This is a genomic window from Celerinatantimonas marina (genome assembly GCF_046054165.1).
Taxonomy (GTDB): Bacteria; Pseudomonadota; Gammaproteobacteria; order Enterobacterales; family Celerinatantimonadaceae; genus Celerinatantimonas.
Map to the genome: position 1 here is coordinate 40,027 of NZ_JBFNXK010000005.1, position 18,749 is coordinate 58,775.

15 protein-coding genes and 1 tRNA gene are annotated in these 18,749 nt (G+C 41.4%); 4 read left to right on the forward strand and 12 right to left on the reverse strand.

The window, feature by feature from the left end:
* The first annotated feature begins 330 nt into the window (after positions 1-330).
* Positions 331-1,251 (forward strand): HAD-IIA family hydrolase, encoded by a 921-nt coding sequence (locus ABUE20_RS06715; protein ID WP_408619107.1) that lies wholly within the window; start codon positions 331-333, stop codon positions 1,249-1,251.
* Between the two features lie 59 nt (positions 1,252-1,310).
* Here ABUE20_RS06715 and asnB read toward each other — a convergent pair whose 3' ends face one another.
* The 10 genes from asnB to rsxA all read right to left on the reverse strand — a co-directional run bounded on the left by asnB (position 1,311) and on the right by rsxA (position 12,224).
* Positions 1,311-2,975 (reverse strand): asparagine synthase B, encoded by a 1,665-nt coding sequence (asnB, locus tag ABUE20_RS06720; RefSeq protein ID WP_408619108.1) that lies wholly within the window; start codon positions 2,973-2,975, stop codon positions 1,311-1,313.
* Positions 2,976-3,155: 180 nt separating this feature from the next.
* Positions 3,156-4,754, reverse strand: coding sequence for a cation:proton antiporter domain-containing protein (locus ABUE20_RS06725; protein ID WP_408619109.1), 1,599 nt, complete (start codon positions 4,752-4,754; stop codon positions 3,156-3,158).
* Positions 4,755-4,764: 10 nt separating this feature from the next.
* Positions 4,765-5,520, reverse strand: coding sequence for an HAD-IIA family hydrolase (locus ABUE20_RS06730; protein ID WP_408619110.1), 756 nt, complete (start codon positions 5,518-5,520; stop codon positions 4,765-4,767).
* Between the two features lie 308 nt (positions 5,521-5,828).
* Positions 5,829-6,464 (reverse strand): endonuclease III, encoded by a 636-nt coding sequence (gene nth / locus ABUE20_RS06735; protein WP_408619111.1) that lies wholly within the window; start codon positions 6,462-6,464, stop codon positions 5,829-5,831.
* Positions 6,461-7,156: an electron transport complex subunit E gene (locus tag ABUE20_RS06740; RefSeq protein WP_408619112.1), complete on the reverse strand. Its 696-nt coding sequence runs from the start codon at positions 7,154-7,156 to the stop codon at positions 6,461-6,463. Before ABUE20_RS06740 ends, nth begins: the two co-directional genes overlap by 4 nt.
* A 2-nt stretch (positions 7,157-7,158) precedes the next feature.
* Positions 7,159-7,791 carry an electron transport complex subunit RsxG gene (rsxG, locus tag ABUE20_RS06745; RefSeq protein ID WP_408619113.1) on the reverse strand — a complete coding sequence of 211 codons (633 nt, stop codon included), beginning with the start codon at positions 7,789-7,791 and terminating at the stop codon, positions 7,159-7,161.
* Positions 7,784-8,851: an electron transport complex subunit RsxD gene (gene rsxD, locus ABUE20_RS06750; protein WP_408619114.1), complete on the reverse strand. Its 1,068-nt coding sequence runs from the start codon at positions 8,849-8,851 to the stop codon at positions 7,784-7,786. Before rsxD ends, rsxG begins: the two co-directional genes overlap by 8 nt.
* The gene (gene rsxC / locus ABUE20_RS06755; protein WP_408619115.1) at positions 8,848-11,076 is read right to left on the reverse strand and encodes an electron transport complex subunit RsxC; all 2,229 of its coding nucleotides are present in this window, start codon (positions 11,074-11,076) and stop codon (positions 8,848-8,850) included. The genes rsxD and rsxC overlap by 4 nt, the downstream gene beginning before the upstream one ends.
* Positions 11,073-11,639 carry an electron transport complex subunit RsxB gene (gene rsxB, locus ABUE20_RS06760; RefSeq protein WP_408619116.1) on the reverse strand — a complete coding sequence of 189 codons (567 nt, stop codon included), beginning with the start codon at positions 11,637-11,639 and terminating at the stop codon, positions 11,073-11,075. Before rsxB ends, rsxC begins: the two co-directional genes overlap by 4 nt.
* A 3-nt stretch (positions 11,640-11,642) precedes the next feature.
* A complete protein-coding gene (gene rsxA / locus ABUE20_RS06765) occupies positions 11,643-12,224 on the reverse strand; it encodes an electron transport complex subunit RsxA (protein ID WP_408619117.1) in 582 nt (193 codons plus the stop codon).
* A 313-nt stretch (positions 12,225-12,537) separates the two neighbouring features.
* Here rsxA and nrdD point away from each other — a divergent pair, with 313 nt between their 5' ends.
* Both nrdD and nrdG read left to right on the forward strand, forming a co-directional pair.
* A complete protein-coding gene (gene nrdD, locus ABUE20_RS06770) occupies positions 12,538-14,667 on the forward strand; it encodes an anaerobic ribonucleoside-triphosphate reductase (RefSeq protein WP_408619118.1) in 2,130 nt (709 codons plus the stop codon).
* The gene (gene nrdG, locus ABUE20_RS06775) at positions 14,667-15,164 is read left to right on the forward strand and encodes an anaerobic ribonucleoside-triphosphate reductase-activating protein (RefSeq protein ID WP_408619119.1); all 498 of its coding nucleotides are present in this window, start codon (positions 14,667-14,669) and stop codon (positions 15,162-15,164) included. Before nrdD ends, nrdG begins: the two co-directional genes overlap by 1 nt.
* A 105-nt stretch (positions 15,165-15,269) precedes the next feature.
* Here nrdG and ABUE20_RS06780 read toward each other — a convergent pair.
* A tRNA-Asn gene (locus ABUE20_RS06780) sits at positions 15,270-15,346 on the reverse strand.
* A 634-nt stretch (positions 15,347-15,980) separates the two neighbouring features.
* Between ABUE20_RS06780 and uvrB the strand changes: the two genes are divergently transcribed.
* The gene (uvrB, locus tag ABUE20_RS06785) at positions 15,981-17,972 is read left to right on the forward strand and encodes an excinuclease ABC subunit UvrB (protein WP_408619321.1); all 1,992 of its coding nucleotides are present in this window, start codon (positions 15,981-15,983) and stop codon (positions 17,970-17,972) included.
* On the opposite strand, the gene ABUE20_RS06790 is transcribed toward uvrB, so the two are convergent.
* Complete coding sequence (locus ABUE20_RS06790; RefSeq protein ID WP_408619120.1) at positions 17,965-18,687, reverse strand: sulfite exporter TauE/SafE family protein; 723 nt, start codon at positions 18,685-18,687, stop codon at positions 17,965-17,967. The genes uvrB and ABUE20_RS06790 overlap by 8 nt on opposite strands.
* Positions 18,688-18,749 lie beyond the last annotated feature (62 nt).

Genomic DNA, 18,749 nt, shown 5'->3' on the forward strand with positions numbered 1-18,749 from the left:
GAAGGCTTCAATTTAATTCACTAAAAAGAGGCGATTATTTAGCGTATGATTTTTGTTTATTAAAGTTTATTAAATTAATATTCCAAATGTTTTCGGTTTTAATCAATTAAATGAAACTTTCTATAGCTTCAATGAACTGGATTAGATGAATTATCTGATTATTCTTATAGGCTTAAAGATCCTACATAAACAGCCGATAATGGGTGTCATTAGTTTTAAATATATCGTGATTTAAAATAGTTAACTTTCTATAAAGTTGTATTGAATTCAGGATGTTTTTTAATCGGCTCCCAGGTAAACTAATCACATTTAGTTTGTTGATTTCGTATTATGATTAATAGTCCTGCTGAAGCCTTTACAGCTTATTTGAATATGGGAATGAGGCTTCCAAAGTTTAACGCTTTATTATCTACAAATAACTCAACTATTTCTTTGGAACGAATTACCGATATTATTGATGATATTGATGCCTTTTTTTTCGATGGATATGGCGTTCTTAATATAGGTAGCACTGCAATTTCAGGCGCTTCTGCAAGTATCACTGCCTTGCAGCAAGCGGGTAAAGCCGTTTATGTCGTCACGAATGCAGCCACTCAAAACATGGATGCACTGGTTAAAAAATACCATGATTTTGGTTTTTTGATTAAAAAAGAGATGATTGTTAATAGCCGTGAAGTCATGATGACTGATTTTGTCACTCAAACATCATTTGAGTTGTCTATTGGTGTGATTGTGCCGGAGTTATATCGTCCGGTTACCATGAACTATCATGAAATCTATCCAGAAAATGAAGCTTTTTGGGATGCTGATGTATTTTTGTTTTTAAGTGGGCAAAATTGGAATTCACAGCGGCAGGACCGCTGGCTGGAGGCATTATATCAACGACCTCGTCCTATTTGGGTTGGTAATGCAGATTTGATCGCGCCGTTAGAGCAGGGGGTTTCTCATGAACCCGGGAGTTACACACTTACATTGCCTGATGAGTTGTATCGTCATGTTCATTGTTATGGAAAACCATTTCAGCCTATCTTTGAGAGAGCATTAAATTTAGTTAAAAAACAATATGGTTATGAGGATCGTAGCCGAATGGTAATGGTAGGGGATACATTGCATACGGATATTTTAGGTGCGGCCGCAATGGGGATGAAGACTGCTTTAGCGACAGGATTTGGGTTTTTAAGGCATCTTGATGTAAATGAATCGATTAGGCAAAGTGGCATTGTCCCGGATTATTTACTGTCATCCATTTAATTTTGATAATAAAAAAACCCGGTTAACCGGGTTTTTTGTTAGATCGATAAAACGGATATTTAATAAGCTTCGTGATGTACGCTTGCAACAGCTCGACCTGATGGATCTGCATTTTTGGTAAAACTTTCATCCCAAGCGAGAGCTTCAGGTGTTGAGCAGGCGACTGATTTGCCCCAAGGAACACATTCAGCAGCACTATCGAGTGGGAAATGTTCTTCAAAAATACTGCGATAATAATAAGCTTCTTTCGTATCCGGTGTATTAATCGGGAACCGATATTCAGCTGTTTCCATCATCTGATCGGTGATTTCTGTTTCTACAAATTCTTTTAGACTGTCAATCCAGGAATAACCGACCCCATCAGAGAACTGCTCTTTCTGGCGCCATGCCACTGATTTAGGTAAATAATCTTCAAAAGCTTCGCGAACAATGTGTTTTTCAATTTTTCCATGACCACACATTTTTGCGGCAGGGTTAAGACGCATGGCAACATCCATGAATTCTTTATCCAAGAATGGAACACGACCTTCCAAGCCCCAAGCTGCCAATGCTTTGTTCGCCCGTAGACAATCAAATAAATGCAGTTTAGATAATTTACGGACGGTTTCTTCGTGAAATTCTTTGGCATTTGGAGCTTTGTGGAAATAGAGATATCCCCCAAATAGCTCGTCAGAACCTTCCCCAGATAGAACCATTTTAATGCCCATTGCTTTAATTTTTCTGGCCATTAAATACATTGGAGTTGAAGCTCGAACTGTGGTCACATCATAAGTTTCCAAGTGATAGATCACATCACGCAGAGCATCCAAGCCATCCTGAATGGTGAAATGAATTTCATGGTGAACGGTTCCTAAATAATCAGCAACTTCTCGGGCCGCTTTTAAATCTGGAGCGCCTTCAAGGCCTACCGCAAATGAATGAAGTTGTGGCCACCATGCTGCACTGGCATCATTATCTTCAATACGCCGATCTGCGAAACGTTTGGTAATGGCAGAAATTACCGAAGAATCAAGTCCTCCTGAAAGCAGGACACCATAAGGAACGTCACTCATCAATTGACGTTTCACTGCTGCTTCTAAGGCGTCCCGGAGTTCATCGACCGAGGCTTCATTATTCGCAACGTTTTCATACTGCTCCCAGTCACGACTATAATAGCGGACTAGTTTTCCATCTTTGCTATCGAGATAATGGCCGGGAGGAAATTCTCGCACGGTTTTACAAATCGGAGTCAGCGCTTTCATTTCAGAGGCAACAAAAAAGTTTCCGTTTTCATCGTAACCTGTATAGAGAGGAATAATCCCCATATGGTCACGACCAATGAGGTAACGTTGCTCTTTTTCGTCATATAGAATGAAAGCAAAAATACCGTTTAGGTCGTCTAAAAATTGATTTCCCTTTTCTTCATACAAAGCCAGAATGATTTCACAGTCGGATTCAGTCGCGAAATTGTAATTAATGTTCAAATTGGCGCGCAGCTGTTTGTGGTTGTAGATTTCACCGTTAACAGCTAGAACATGAGTTTTATCTTCATTATAGAGAGGCTGAGCCCCATTATTTACATCGACAATCGCCAGTCGTTCATGGCATAAGATCGCATGATCTGAGGTGTAGCTTCCTGACCAGTCAGGTCCACGATGACGAAGTCGTTTTGACATTTCCAAAGCTACTTTGCGTAGCTCTGTGACATCTGTCTTAATGTCAAGCGCGCCAAAAATCGAACACATATATTTCCCTTCATTACTTTAGTATAAGAAAATCGATAGTCCTTAACGGCTATCTGCACTATCAATTTGCCAATATCAGCAGAGAATGCAAGGGGTTAATAGAAATTTTCTGGAATATTTTGAAAAGCTAGGATACAAGTGGTGTTTTGTGCTGCTTATATTGAAGCTTCCAGATAAATATTACACATTGTTATCGGAATTGTACAAAGTACCATAAATATGTTGGGCAAATCCAAGTCCGGCTTCATCGTATAAATTAACCACTTCATCAACGCCAAGTTCTTTGAGATTCTGATAGTCTTCATCAAAATGACTAATTGCTGCAATTTTACCCGCATAGTGTCGTTTACGCAGTTGGGTGACCGCATAGACGTTACCATTATGATGAGGCATCGTGAGTAAAATAAGTTGTACCGTTTGACTGGGAATCAATTTTTCCCAAAAATCGGAATCGGCAGCATCACCTTGGATCACGGCGCGTCCGGCCCCAATATGATTTTGGACTTTAATTAAGTCCGTATCGACACCAATGATTTTGTCTGGATAATACTGGCTCAGGTGATCATAAGCACCGGTCCCAATGCGTCCCATCCCTAAAATGACTACTTCCATGTTCCCCAATTCAATGGGCATATCTTCACGACTGAGTCGTTTTCGTTGTAGTCTTTGTAGTATTGGGAGCCAATGTCTGTAGAGAGGGTCCGCAAATTGGTTAAGGGGTGCGGCAATGAGGAAACTAAGACTTAATGTGATGGCTAAACCGGCTAACCATTGACCTGATAACCAATTATGTTGAACCGCGACGGCGCAAACAATCAATCCAAATTCGCTGTAGTTTGTCAAACTTAAGCTACCGAACCATGCCGTACGAGCTCTGAGTCGAAAAACTAACAGTAGGGCTAAATATAAAAGGCCTTTGATGGGCAATAGGCAGACCAATAACAACGCAATGATAAGGCTTTGAGATGTCGGAAGATCATGCATTCCAATAGATAAAAAGAATGCAACCAAAAATAGCTCTTTGAACGCAAATAAAGCTCGGCTTAAGTTGTTCGCTTGATTCGTCCCAGCGATGAGCATTCCAATTAATAATGCACCTAGATCGGGTTTGATACCGACAAGCCCAAACCAGTAATAGCCTAAGAGAAAGGTGAGTGAAAAGCCGATTAATAATTGAACTTCACCATGTCCTGCTCGTTGGATCAAGTAGAGCAGGATAGGACGCAGAGGAATCAGCAATATGAGCGATAGAGCCCAGATACTAGGCGATATTCCGGAGCTAAAACTTAAGAAAATCACTGCGAAAATATCCTGCATAACCAGAATTCCAATCGCAACACGTCCATAAAAGGAGTGTAATTCACTCTTATCTTGCAATACCTTGACAGCAAAAACGGTACTTGAAAAACTTAAAGAAAATGCTAACAGTAATATTCCAGCGGTAGACAACTGAGTTAGTTCTGGAATAGCGAATAATTTAAAAGCAAAGATGAATACAATAAAAATACATCCATTTAATCCAAGATGTATTAGTGAGGAGGCGTAGACTTCAGTTTTCAATAGTGTGCGGATATCAAGTTTTAAACCAATTGAAAATAAAAGTAACGTCACCCCAAGATTTGCAAAATTATCGATCATGACACTCTGTTGAATGCCCAGATAATTCAGGATAAATCCTGCTAGAAGGAATCCCAGCAGGGGAGGTAACTTTATTAGTTGTAACAATAATCCTGCACATGCCGTGACGGCAAGTAGTATAGCAGCATCCATTGCATTCATCGTCTGCTCCTCAGAACTGACTTAAATCGAGATCACTAATTCCTTCAAATACATAATTAGGTCGATAAGGAACATAATCGATATCACTAAGACGACTCACCCCAGAAAGAACCAGTACGGTGGTAAGACCTGCCTGAAATCCCGCTAAAATATCTGTTTTAAGATTATCTCCAATTATAATTGTATCATCAGAATGAGCCGATATTTTATTTAGTGCCGCGCGAATGATCCAAGCACTAGGTTTCCCCACATAAAAAGGCTGATGACCGGTGATACGTTCAATTGGGGCACATAATGCACCACAGGCCGGGCTTAAATTGGCTCCATGTGTATCTGGATTGGTTGCGATAAATTGTGCGCCGCTCAGAATGAATTGAGACGCCTGTTGGATCATGGCCCAGTTGAAGTTACGAGTTTCTCCTACCACAACCACATCAGGATTAATATCAGTGAGGGTAAAACCGGCATTATAGAGTTCGTGAATTAAAGCCCCTTCACCAATTACAAAAGCTTTCTTACTGGGTTGGCGTCGTAAAAAATCGGCCGTGGCCATGGCGCTGGTATAAAAACACTCTTGGGGAACATCGATTCCTGCAAGAGCAAAACGGTTTTGTAAATCTTGAGGAGTTTGCGATGGATAATTAGTTAAGATGACGAGTTTAGTTTGAGATTTAAGTAGTGTCTGGATGAATGACACAGCTCCAGGAAGGGCCTGATTATCGTGTAACAATACACCGTCGATATCACAGATAACGGCTTTTGGCATGACAAATCCTAACGATGATATAGAAAGTCAATATCATAGCACTAAGCTTGCATCCAACATATGAATATTTATGATTATCAATAAGCTAAGAGATTTAACACACCCATTGAATCTAATATTTATTCATCTTATTTAAGCCTACTTGATCTGAAATAAAAAGATATATGGGAATTGATGTTCTGTATTTCTTGGTTGAACATATATCGATACACCTGCTATACCTATCAGCCTTGATCCGTATAAAGAATATTTTATTTTACATTTAATCGGGCCGATCTTAAATTTAGATCAGTCCGATCAGATATGACTTATAGATCGACTTTGGAGGGAAATTCGCATAAATCTTCAATAATACAAGAGCCACAACGAGGTTTTCTGGCAACACAAGTATATCGACCATGCAGAATGAGCCAGTGGTGTACATCGACTTTAAACTCGGCAGGGACAACCTTAAGTAGTTTTTGTTCAACTTGATCCACATTTTTACCCGCTGCAAAATTACTACGATTACAGACCCGGAAAATATGGGTATCAACGGCAATCGTTGGCCAACCAAACGCTGTATTTAATACTACATTTGCGGTTTTTCTTCCTACTCCGGGCAACGCCTGTAATGCTTCTCTATCTTGTGGAACTTCACCATGATGTTTTTCTATCAGAAGTTGGCAAGTTTTTATCACATTAGCAGCTTTGGAGTTAAATAACCCAATCGTACGAATATATTCTTTGACCCCTTCAATCCCTAACCGCAGTATGGTTTCAGGAGTATTGGCAACCGGAAATAGTTTGGCTGTTGCTTTATTTACGGATACATCTGTAGCCTGAGCCGATAGCATGACGGCAATTAAGAGTTCAAAAGGACTTTGATATTTTAGTTCAGTTCTCGGATTGGGATTTGCGGCCCTTAACCGGACTAATATTTCTTTTCGTTTTTGATTATTCATACTGCGTTATTCTCGATAACATCTGTTGCTTTGGTTACTGCTTTCTCTTTTGCTCGTTTTTCAATATGTTGATCGATAACATATTTACCAGCAATAAGGAGTCCCAACCCGATAAAAGCACCTGGTGGAAGAATCGCAAGTAGCATATGTTGATCAAAATGGAATACTTCTATACGTAGAATACTGGCCCAATCCCCCAAAAGTAGGTTAGCGCCATCAAAGAGCGTACCGTTACCGATAATTTCCCGAAGACCGCCTAATATCAATAAGATCACTGTAAAACCTAATCCCATCATCAAACCGTCAAATGCAGCGGCGGGGGCACTGTTTTTGGCCGCAAAAGATTCAGCTCGACCGATAATGATGCAGTTCGTGACAATAAGTGGGATAAAAATACCTAAATTTAGATATAAATTATAAGTATAGGCATTCATCAGCAGCTGAACGCATGTGACAAAACTAGCAATAATCATCACAAAGACCGGGATCCTTATTTCATTCGGAACCCATTTACGAATCAGCGATATACAGGTATTCGATGCGATGAGAACGATGATCGTCGCAAAGCCTAACCCTAATGCATTGGTAATCGTGGCCGTCACGGCCAGCATAGGACATAAACCTAGCCGCTGAACGAGTGCCGGATTATTTTTCCATAATCCTTGTAGTGCAATCTCACGATAGTGAATCATAATTAATCCCCTTGACAGCGTTGATCAGATTGAACAATCGCATCATATTGGTGTTTATTAAGTTCCAAAACGCGTTTGACAGAATTAACCACAGCACGAGGAGTAATCGTCGCACCGGTAAATTGATCAAACATTCCACCATCTTTTTTTACCGCCCACCGTTCATCTTGATCACTGTGTAATGCTTTACCGTTAAACTCATAAACCCAGTGCGATTTGCGCGTTTCAATATTATCACCTAGACCCGGCGTTTCATTTTCACTAATAACCCGAACCCCACTCACTTTGCCAGTTTTCCAAACACCAACTAATAAACTAATCGCTCCGTTATATCCATCAGGAGCAATAGCTTGATAAATAATGGCTATCGGTTGGTTGTTTTCATAAGCAATCCAACGGCGGTGGGGCTGTGAATCCCCCAAGTATTGGGGATAAGTAATTAGTCGACAACTATTAAGTAACTGTTGGTTGACCAACTTAGCAGGTAACAACTCTCGTAACGACTGACTCAGTTTGACCTGCTGTTGCTTAATAATCGTAGGAGCCGTCAAAACGTTCGTTAATATGACTAATAATGTACACACCAAGGCAAACACGGCTAATAAAATAGCATTTTTAATAACAGGATTATTCATGTGATGATTTACCCCGATGTCCATATACACGCGGTTGAGTGAGATGATCTAATAAGGGAACACACATATTGGCAATTAATACTGCAAATGCTACTCCATCCGGGTACCCACCAATATGACGGATTATGAAGACTAATGCACCAATCATCGACCCATAAATTAAGCGGCCTTTGGGCGTTGTTGAAGCTGTCACTGGATCGGTCAAAATGAAAAAAGCACCTAACATGGTTGCACCAGAAAATAAATCGACTAAAGGCGAGGCGATATGTTCAGGAGCGAACCAATGTCCAATTAAGCTAAAAATAGCAAATGTAGCTAGAAACATAACAGGGATATGCCAGCGAATAATCCGTTGCCATAATAAAAAAAGTCCACCGAGCAGGAATCCCGCATTCATGGCATTCCAACCAATACCAGCAAAAGAGTCAAAAAGAGGAGTCGCTAGTATAGACGGAACTGAATGACCTAGAGTGATTCCAGTTTTTAACGCATTTAATGGGGTCGCTTGACTAATAGAATCTGCACTATTGGCAATTTGATGCAAACTGAAGCCGTCAAGAGTGAATCCTGTAAAAATCAAATGAAGGGAATCACCGAATTGAAGCGGTAATTTGATGAGTGATAACGGAGGAATCCAGCCCGTCATTGCAACCGGAAAGGATATAAGCAAAAAAACATAAGCGGCCATTGCCGGATTAAATATATTTTGTCCTAAACCGCCATAGAGTTGTTTGGCTAATAAAATGGCAAAAATGGTTCCCAGAACAGCAACCCACCAAGGTGCATATCCAGGAATAGAAATCCCCAACAGAATTGCTGTGACCAAAGCACTGTGATCACGAAGTGTTGATAGTACCGAACGATTGCGTAGCTTAAGGACAATCCCTTCAGTGATCCATGCGGTCAAAATACATAACACTATTTGGATAAAAGAACCTGGACCAAAAAAATACCACTGAGCAATGATTCCTGGGCATGCGGCTAGAGCAACCCAAGCCATAATGGCTGGAGTAGATCGATGTGTGTGTTTGAAAGGTGAACTAAGAATAGTCAGCATCATGAGTTGGGCGATTCCTCATCATTTTTCGAACTAGCGTCAAAACGTTGCGCGGCTTTTTTGGCTTTAGCGCGAGCGACTGCTGCAGCCACTGCGGCCTTACGGGGATCATCGTCAGCAGTGGATGATTGCTCCGCTTTTTTGGCTTTAGCGCGAGCGACCGCTGCAGCCACTGCGGCCTTACGGGGATCATCGTCAGCAGTGGATGATTGCTCCGCTTTTTTAGCTTTAGCACGAGCGACTGCTGCAGCCACTGCGGCCTTACGGGGATCATCTTCAGCAGTGGATGATTGCTCCGCTTTTTTGGCTTTAGCACGAGCGACTGCCGCCGCCACTGCGGCCTTACGGGGATCATCTTCAGCAATAGATGATTGCTCCGCTTTTTTAGCTTTAGCGCGAGCGACCGCTGCCGACACTGCGGCCTTACGGGGATCATCGTCAGCAGTGGATGATTGCTCCGCTTTTTTAGCTTTAGCACGAGCGACTGCTGCAGCCACTGCGGCCTTACGGGGATCATCTTCAGCAGTGGATGATTGCTCCGCTTTTTTGGCTTTAGCACGAGCGACCGCAGCTGTCACGGCGTCTTTACGAGAAGCATCCTCTGGAGTGGGTTGCTGCTCGGCCTTTTTTGCTCTTGCGCGAGCCACTGCTGCTACAGTGGCTGCTTTTCGAGCATCTTCCTGAGTACTGTCCGTTGTAGGTGTTTGCTGTGTTCCTGCTTGCTTAGCTTTGACTCTGGCAATTGCGGCCGCGATAGCATCTGTTTTTTCGGGATCTTGTAACTCTTTGGCTCGCTGTTGGGCGGCTTGCTGATGGCGAGCTTCGCGTTCTTCTTTTTCTCGCTCGAGGCGTTGGTTGCGTCGTTCGGTACGCTGACGAGCTCTCTCCGCGTCTAATTCGAGTTGCCGTTGCTCTCTTAACTGCGCTTTTCCTTGCCGGTAATACTGAACTAATGGAATATGGCTTGGGCAAACATAGGCACAGGCGCCACATTCAATGCAATCTTTCAGGGCATATTGTTTTGCTTTTTCTAATTCATTGCCCTGAATAAACCAGTAGAGTTGCTGAGGTAACAAATCGATAGGGCATGCCTCGGCGCACTCACCACATCGAATACATGCTAATGGTTGTGAGGATTGCCCAAATTCAGCTTTATTACCATATAAAACACAGTTACTGGTCTTGATAATAGGTATTTGCGCCGATGGTAGGGCATAACCCATCATCGGACCGCCCATAATCAGATATGGGTCGTTGATTGATTTCTCAGGCAACAGCGAACTAATTGGGGTTCCGATATCGATCCACATATTTTGCTGTTTCGTCATTCCTTTCCCGGCAAGCGTAATCATTCGTCGAGTTAACGGCTCGCCACAATCAATGGCTCGATGAACCGCATAAATAGTTCCTACATTGAGCATTAAGATCCCAACATCAGCCGATAATCCCCCGGAAGGAACTTGTTGGCCCGTTAAGATCTCGATCAGCTGTTTTTTTCCACCTGAAGGATATTTAGCCGGAATAGCACGAACAATCGTATTTTCATCACTGACCTTTTGCATGGCTTGAATAGCTTTCGGTTTATCATTTTCAATCGCAATGATAGTCAGCGTTGGCTTAGTAATCTGCTGGATCCACTTAATTCCCTGTTTGATCTCTTGCGCATAATGCTGCATTAAGGTGTCATCAGCCGTAATGTATGGCTCACATTCAGCACCATTGACAATCAACAAATTAGTTTTTGAACGGGATGCTATTTTGATAGCTGTAGGGAACCCTGCCCCCCCTAAACCACAAATGCCCGCTTGATGAATGGCATTTACTAACGCCATTCGATCATTTGTATTTTGAATTGGTTCTAATTCGAGCCATTCATCTTTAGCATCGGGTTGCAAAATGATAGCTGTTTCTGGGATAGCTGACGGATGATTAGTTGGACGTTTTTCAATGGCCGTGATTATTCCAGATGTGGGCGCATGGATCGGTGGTGCTGAAAAAAGAGCGCTTTGTGTTAAAGGCTGTCCTCCTAAAACCCGTTCTCCAATGTGTACAACAATATCGCCATCTTCTCCAATATGCTGATGTGGATGAAGGATATATTGCCCTTGATATTCGAAATGTTTAGGGTATTTAGTACTGACCTTCTTTTTATGGGAATAGGGGTGAACGCCTCCCTGAAATGACCATATTTTCCCTTCCCGAATCGCTTGGATATTTTTTAATGTCATGAATGGCTCTCGATTTCTACAACGGGAATACTGTTTAACTGCCAATTCCAATTGCGTGTCGATTGGGATAACGGCTTCATTTCAATACAATCAGTTGGGCAGGGAGCAACACATAACTCACACCCTGTGCATTCACTACTAATAACGGTATGCATCTGTCGAGTGCTTCCAATAATGGCATCGACCGGACAAGCCTGAATGCACTTCGTACATCCGATGCAGGCATCTTCATGGATTAAAGCCACTTTTTTTACATGTTGAGTCACATTTGCATTTTCTTCTTGGGGGGGAGCAACGCCCAACAAATCTGCTAATTTTTTGATCGTGACTTCACCACCCGGGGGACACTTATTAATGTGATCACCGTTGGCAATCGCTTCGGCATAAGGCCGACATCCAGGATATCCACACTGCCCACATTGAGTTTGAGGGAGGACTTGATCAATCTGATCTACTAATGGGTCGCCATCGACTTTAAACCGAACGGAGGCATATCCAAGGATAGCCCCAAAAATAAGACCCAACACCAGCAAAGCCAGTATTGCATATAAAATCGTCATCATAATTTATAACTTAATTAAGCCCGTAAAACCGAGAAAAGCCAGTGACATCATGCCAGCTGTAATCATCGCAATTGACGCGCCTTTAAATGGGGCTGGCGTATCCGCAAGAGCCAGTCGTTCACGAATAGCCGAAAATAGGATTAAAACTAACGAAAATCCTACGGCGGCACTAAAACCATAGACAACTGAACTCAATAGGTTATGGTTTTCGTTAATATTGATGAGAGCAACCCCAAGTACTGCACAATTAGTTGTGATTAAAGGTAAATAAATTCCTAACAGCCGGTATAACGTTGGGCTGGTTTTTTTGACAAACATTTCTGTAAACTGGACGACGACCGCAATGACTAAAATAAAAGCCATTGTCCGTAAATAAGTGAGTCCTAGGGGCAACAAAATATAATGCTCGACCAAGTAAGCACATAAGGAAGCCAGCGTTAAAACAAACGTCGTTGCCATTGCCATTCCTGCAGCCGTTTCAACTTTGCCTGACACCCCCATAAAAGGGCAGAGTCCCAGAAACTTCACCAAGACAAAGTTGTTGACTAAAACGGTTCCTACAAATAGCAAAAAATAATGAGTCATGAGCCCAGCAGCTAAATCTAATGATATCTATATTATCGTTGTTTCATCCCAACTAAACAACACCTCATAGAATATGGGAATTTCCATAATTTTTATAAGGACCTCATGGAAGATTGAGCGATGGGTGCAAATTTATCGCGTTGGATTCGAGTAAAAATCAACCACTCCCGATAGATCATTTCTAATGACCGAGTTTCATCCATAAATGTCTCAACCTTGATCTGTATCAATAATTATTTAAATTCAAAAAACACTATATGTAGTGTTTTGTATAAACTTAATGAACTAAATATTGATTAATGGGTAGGAAAAAATGAATCTTCAACCAGTCGTAGAAAAACGTGATGGGAGTCGTGTACCTTTCGATCCGGTACGAATCAGCCAGGCTATTTTAGCTGCTAGTGAGGCTTCTGAATCAACGACTGACGGATTTGCTGAAGAAGTTGCTAGTCATATCGCAAGTCAATTTAAAGGACAACAACAGGTTAAAATTGATCAAATTCAGACTGCTGTTGAAGAGTTGCTGATGCAGAGCCCATATCGCAAATTAGCTCGGGCTTACATTGAATATCGCCATGATCGAGATATCGCACGAGAACGCACCAGCCAACTGAATAAAGATATTGCAGGTTTAATGGAACAGAGCGATAACGAAATTCTGAATGAAAATGCAAACAAAGATGCTAAAGTCATTCCGACACAGCGGGATTTACTCGCCGGTATCGTTGCTAAACATTATGCTAAAAAATATATTCTTCCACGAGATATTGTCCAAGCTCATGAACGAGGTGATATTCATTATCACGACTTAGACTATTCGCCATTTTTCCCAATGTTCAACTGTATGCTGATTGATTTGAATGGCATGTTGACGAATGGTTTCAAAATGGGCAATGCAGAGATTGAAACACCACGTTCGATTGCTACGGCGACAGCAGTCACTGCCCAGATTATTGCTCAGGTAGCCTCGCATATCTATGGTGGAACAACCATTAACCGCATTGATGAAATTTTAAGCCCTTATGTGACTCGTTCTTATGAAAAACATTTAGAAGTGGCACGGCAATGGGGGATTAAAGACCAACGCGCTTATGCGGAAGAACGGATCCAAAAAGAATGCTATGACGCATTTCAATCGCTGGAATATGAGGTTAACACACTGCATACCGCTAATGGTCAAACTCCATTCGTAACATTGGGTTTCGGCCTTGGCGTCAGTTGGGAAGCCCGTTTAATTCAAAAATCGATTTTACAAAATCGAATCGCTGGTTTAGGTAAAAATGCCAAAACAGCGGTATTTCCTAAACTAGTTTTTGCTATTCGTGAAGGTGTGAATCGCTCAAAAGAAGATCCAAACTACGATATCAAACAACTCGCCTTAAAATGCTCAACTGAGCGGATGTATCCAGACATTTTAAGTTATGACAAAGTTGTTGAAGTAACAGGGTCATTTAAGACCCCGATGGGCTGTCGAAGCTTCCTTGCTCCTTATACCAATGAACAAGGTGAGCAGATCCATGATGGCCGAAATAATTTAGGGGTCGTGAGTATTAATTTGCCACGTATCGGTCTACAGGCTAATCATGATCGCCAACGTTTCTATGAGTTACTTGATGAACGTTTAGAAATTGCCTACAAAGCATTAATGACACGTATTGAACGACTTTCTAATGTGAAAGCGCGTGTGGCTCCCATCCTTTATATGGAAGGTGCCTGTGGTGTTCGCTTAAAAGCCGATGATCCAGTGATTGATCTATTTAAAAATGGTCGAGCTTCTATTTCTCTGGGGTATATTGGTGTATATGAAACCATTAATGCTTTATATGGTACAGAAACACATGTATACGATAGCGAGCAACTGCGCCGAGAAGGTGAAGAGATCGTTCGTCACCTACAGCAAGCGACTGAACGCTGGAAAGAAGAAACAGGTTATGGTTTTAGTCTTTACGGAACACCGAGTGAAAACTTGTGTAATCGCTTTTGTAAACTAGATACTAAAGAATTCGGCATTATTGAGGGAGTAACGGATAAAGGTTACTACACAAACAGTTTTCATTTGGATGTAGAGAAAAAAGTTAATCCTTATGAAAAAATTCAATTTGAAGCACCTTATCCAGCTCTCAGTAGTGGTGGTTTTATCTGTTATGGCGAATATCCAAACATGCGTCATAACATTGAAGCGTTGGAAAACGTTTGGGATTATGCCTATACCCGAGTTCCTTATTATGGGACCAATACGCCAATCGACGAATGCTATGAATGTGGCTTTAAAGGTGAGTTTACCTGTACCAGTAAAGGGTTCGTTTGTCCTAAATGTGGCAACCATGATAGTAGCAAAGTGTCTGTAATTCGTCGGGTCTGTGGTTATCTGGGAAGTCCAGATGCACGCCCATTTAACTATGGAAAACAACAAGAAGTTCTGCGACGGGTGAAACATCTCTAATGCATTATTCCCAATATTACCCGATTGATGTTGTCAACGGGCCGGGGACACGGTGTGCACTGTTTGTCTCTGGATGTACACATCAATGCAAGGGATGTTATAACCAGGCGACTTGGCGCTTTGATGCTGGCTGTGAGTTTGATGATGGGATGTTGGCACAGATTATAGGGGATTTGCAGGATACGGAAATTCCCCGTCGAGGATTAACATTAAGCGGGGGAGACCCGCTTCATCCGAACAATTTGCCGATGATTCATCAAATCGTTTCACGAGTGAAAACGTTATGTCCTAGTAAAGATATTTGGTGTTGGACGGGATATCTGATCGAAGAGTTGACTCCAGAGCAGTGGCGGGTCGCAAAGTTGTTAGATGTGGTGGTTGATGGCCCATTTAAACAAGAATTATTAAGCCCGGAACTACCTTGGCAAGGAAGCTCCAATCAACGAATTATTCATATTGCTGAATGGATTGAAACCCATTCTTTAAATGAAAAATAACAATCTAGAAAATTTATTGAAAAGGTTGGTTCATATGTAATCAACCTTTTTATTTTTTAAATAAAAAGATAATAACAATAGGGAATAATGGCTAGGATATCGAAGTGGCTCCCCAGGTTGGATTTGAACCAACGACACATGGATTAACAGTCCACCGCTCTAACCAACTGAGCTACTGGGGAATATGCGAAGGAGAACACCTTCAGTGCGAAAGATGATAATCATCGGGCTAATCACTGTCAATGCCCTCAATAAAAAAATAAATAGGATTCATACATAGCTAATGTAGCGCTGTTTTAGATTAAAAATGAGGTCTATTTATCAGAAATAAATTAATGTATTGCTAATGCATTTATTATTAATAATCCGTTTTTCCGCACTAAAAAAGGGCTCGATTTAGGGGCATATTTATACACAAATAGTGTTGATCGAGAGCCGATGCGGGTTACACACAGTTATCCACTAAATCTGTGGATAACCATGTGCATTAGCATATGAAATCATTCTCTAAGCCGCATCAATACTGACTTCTCGATAAAATATTCAAAAAACGGTCATGATAATATAGCTAATAAAAACAATCAGTTATAAATAATTAGGTCCAGATACAGAAAAATGTCATTTCTCCTTGCGGCTTTGATGAATAAATGTTATTGGCTGTGCATTAAATTTTACATTCGGTGAATAATTTCATTTAAAATGCTCTTGACATTTATTTTTAGAGCATTTTTTTATATTAATTTTTAGTTCTTGCTGAATTTTATAAATAGGTTGATTAAGATCATCGAATTAGTGGATCAAATATAGGTAGCGGTCATAATGAAATCTTTTGAATTAGTCTCAAATTATCAGCCTTCAGGAGACCAACCTAAAGCGATTCGCGAGTTGCAGGAAGGATTACATGACGGTCTGGCACATCAAACATTACTGGGAGTGACTGGCTCTGGAAAAACATTCACGATTGCTAATCTGATCGCTAGCGAAGGGCGGCCAACTCTGATTCTGGCTCCGAATAAAACATTGGCGGCACAACTTTATGGTGAGATGAAAGAATTTTTCCCAAATAATGCCGTTGAATTTTTTGTTTCTTATTACGACTACTACCAGCCTGAAGCCTATGTCCCAACTACAGATACATTCATTGAAAAAGATGCGTCGATCAACGCCCATATTGAACAAATGCGGTTATCCGCAACTAAGGCCTTAATGGAGCGACGGGATGTTATCTTGGTAGCATCCGTTTCTGCTATTTATGGTTTGGGTGATCCTCAGTCCTATTTGAAAATGATGTTGCATTTGAGTGTGGGTGAAATGATCGATCAACGCCAAATTTTGCGGCGGTTAGCTGAGTTGCAATATACCCGCAATGATGCGGCGTTTGAACGAGGAACCTTCCGTGTCCGGGGTGAGGTCATTGACATTTTCCCTGCAGAATCAGAACAAAATGCACTACGGATTGAATTATTTGATGATGAGGTTGAACGCTTAAGTTATTTCGATCCTTTAACTGGGGCTATCGAAGAAGTCATTGCTCGGGCAACTATTTACCCTAAAACACACTATGTCACTCCTCGAGAAACGCTTCTGGAAGCTATAGAACTAATTAAAGAAGAATTAAAAGAACGTAAAGCGCAATTACTGGCGGATAATCGGCTCTTAGAAGAACAACGATTAAGCCAGCGGACACTCTTTGATATAGAAATGATCCAAGAGTTAGGATATTGCTCCGGTATTGAAAACTATTCGCGGTTTCTTTCTGGAAGGGGCCCCGGAGAACCCCCACCAACTTTAATTGATTATCTCCCAAAAGATGGTCTATTAGTTATCGATGAATCGCATGTGACGGTTCCTCAGATTGGTGCCATGTATAAAGGTGATCGCTCTCGGAAGGAAACACTTGTTGAATATGGATTTCGATTACCATCGGCATTGGATAATAGGCCGTTAAAGTTTGAGGAGTTTGAATCGATTATCCCTCAGGCCATTTTTGTATCGGCCACTCCAGGGCCTTATGAAGTAGAAAAAGCGGATGGTCGTTTTGTAGAGCAAGTTGTCAGACCAACCGGATTATTGGATCCCCGAATCGAAGTTCGCCCAGTGGCCACACAGGTCGATGATCTGTTGTCTGAAGCTCGCCAGCGTTCGGCCAAAGGGGAACGAGTTTTAGTGACAACATTAACTAAGCGAATGGCCGAAGATCTAACGGATTATTTATCGGAACATGACGTCAAAGTTCGGTATCTACATTCTGATATTGATACTGTCGAACGTATGGAAATTATCCGAGATCTGCGTTTAGGTAAATTTGATGTCTTAGTTGGGATCAACCTATTACGAGAAGGTTTGGATATGCCAGAGGTCTCATTAGTCGCTATCTTGGACGCAGATAAAGAAGGTTTTTTACGTTCTGAACGCTCGATGATCCAAACCATTGGTCGAGCCGCCCGAAATTTGGAAGGAATGGCCATTTTATATGCAGAACATATGACTGGTTCTATGCAAAAAGCGATTCAGGAAACAGAGAGACGTCGAGAAATTCAAAAAGCTTATAATGATGAGCACGGCATTATCCCTCAGGCTCTCAATAAGAAAGTGACTGATGTGATGGCATTGGGGCAGGGACGGATGGAACGTGTGGTCCAGTCCCGACAAACCAAACCACAACTTTCAGCGTCTCAAGTGATGGCAGAAATCCAGAACGTTGAAAAACAGATGTATCAGCATGCACGTGATTTAGAATTTGAAAAAGCGGCTGAATTACGTGATAAATTGAAACAATTACAACAGCAGCTCGTTGATATTAGTTAAATATCGCCTGATAAAGCAGCATAAATGCTGAAATGGAACATACAATTTGAGTGATCCACTTGATATGTTGACGCTCAACTTTGTCAATCACTAATTTGGCCAGAAAAAATCCAAGAATCACGGCCGGTAAGAGTAAAAGTCCTAATGAGAGATGGTGTAACTGAACACGTCCACCAGCTAGTAACACAAAAAATGAGATAGTCGAACTCAGGGTGAAAAAGGCTGATAAATTACCGCGGATTTTGGCCGTTTCCTGATGTCGCATAATAAGTGCCATTGGTGGGCCTCCGATCGCAGCAACAGTCGCAAATATGCCGGAAATAAATCCGGCAATAACCAAATTTTTTCGGTTAAATCGAACGGCATAGCTGGTTAATGTACTGATAACTCCCGATAACACAGCAATAGCAATCATAATCTGTAGACCTTTAGCATTGAAATGCAATATGAGCCAAAGTCCTAATAATGCTCCAGGAACCCGAGCGATCAACGCATAGAACATCGAAGCAATATCGGTATTATGACGATTGGAGTACCAGTTGAATATCGAGATCATTAATCCCTGTAACAATAGGGGGACAGGGACGAAGGTCGGATCAATGAAATATAATAATGGTGCAGCCACAACGGCTAACCCAAATCCTATCAAACTTTGGACAATGGCTCCGAGAGCGACGATCGCACAGGCTAAAAAAATAAGGCTTAGATCGGGCATATATATCCTTATATAAGACGATAAAACAAGAAACCGTTGATCATTAAGACTGGGTATAAATA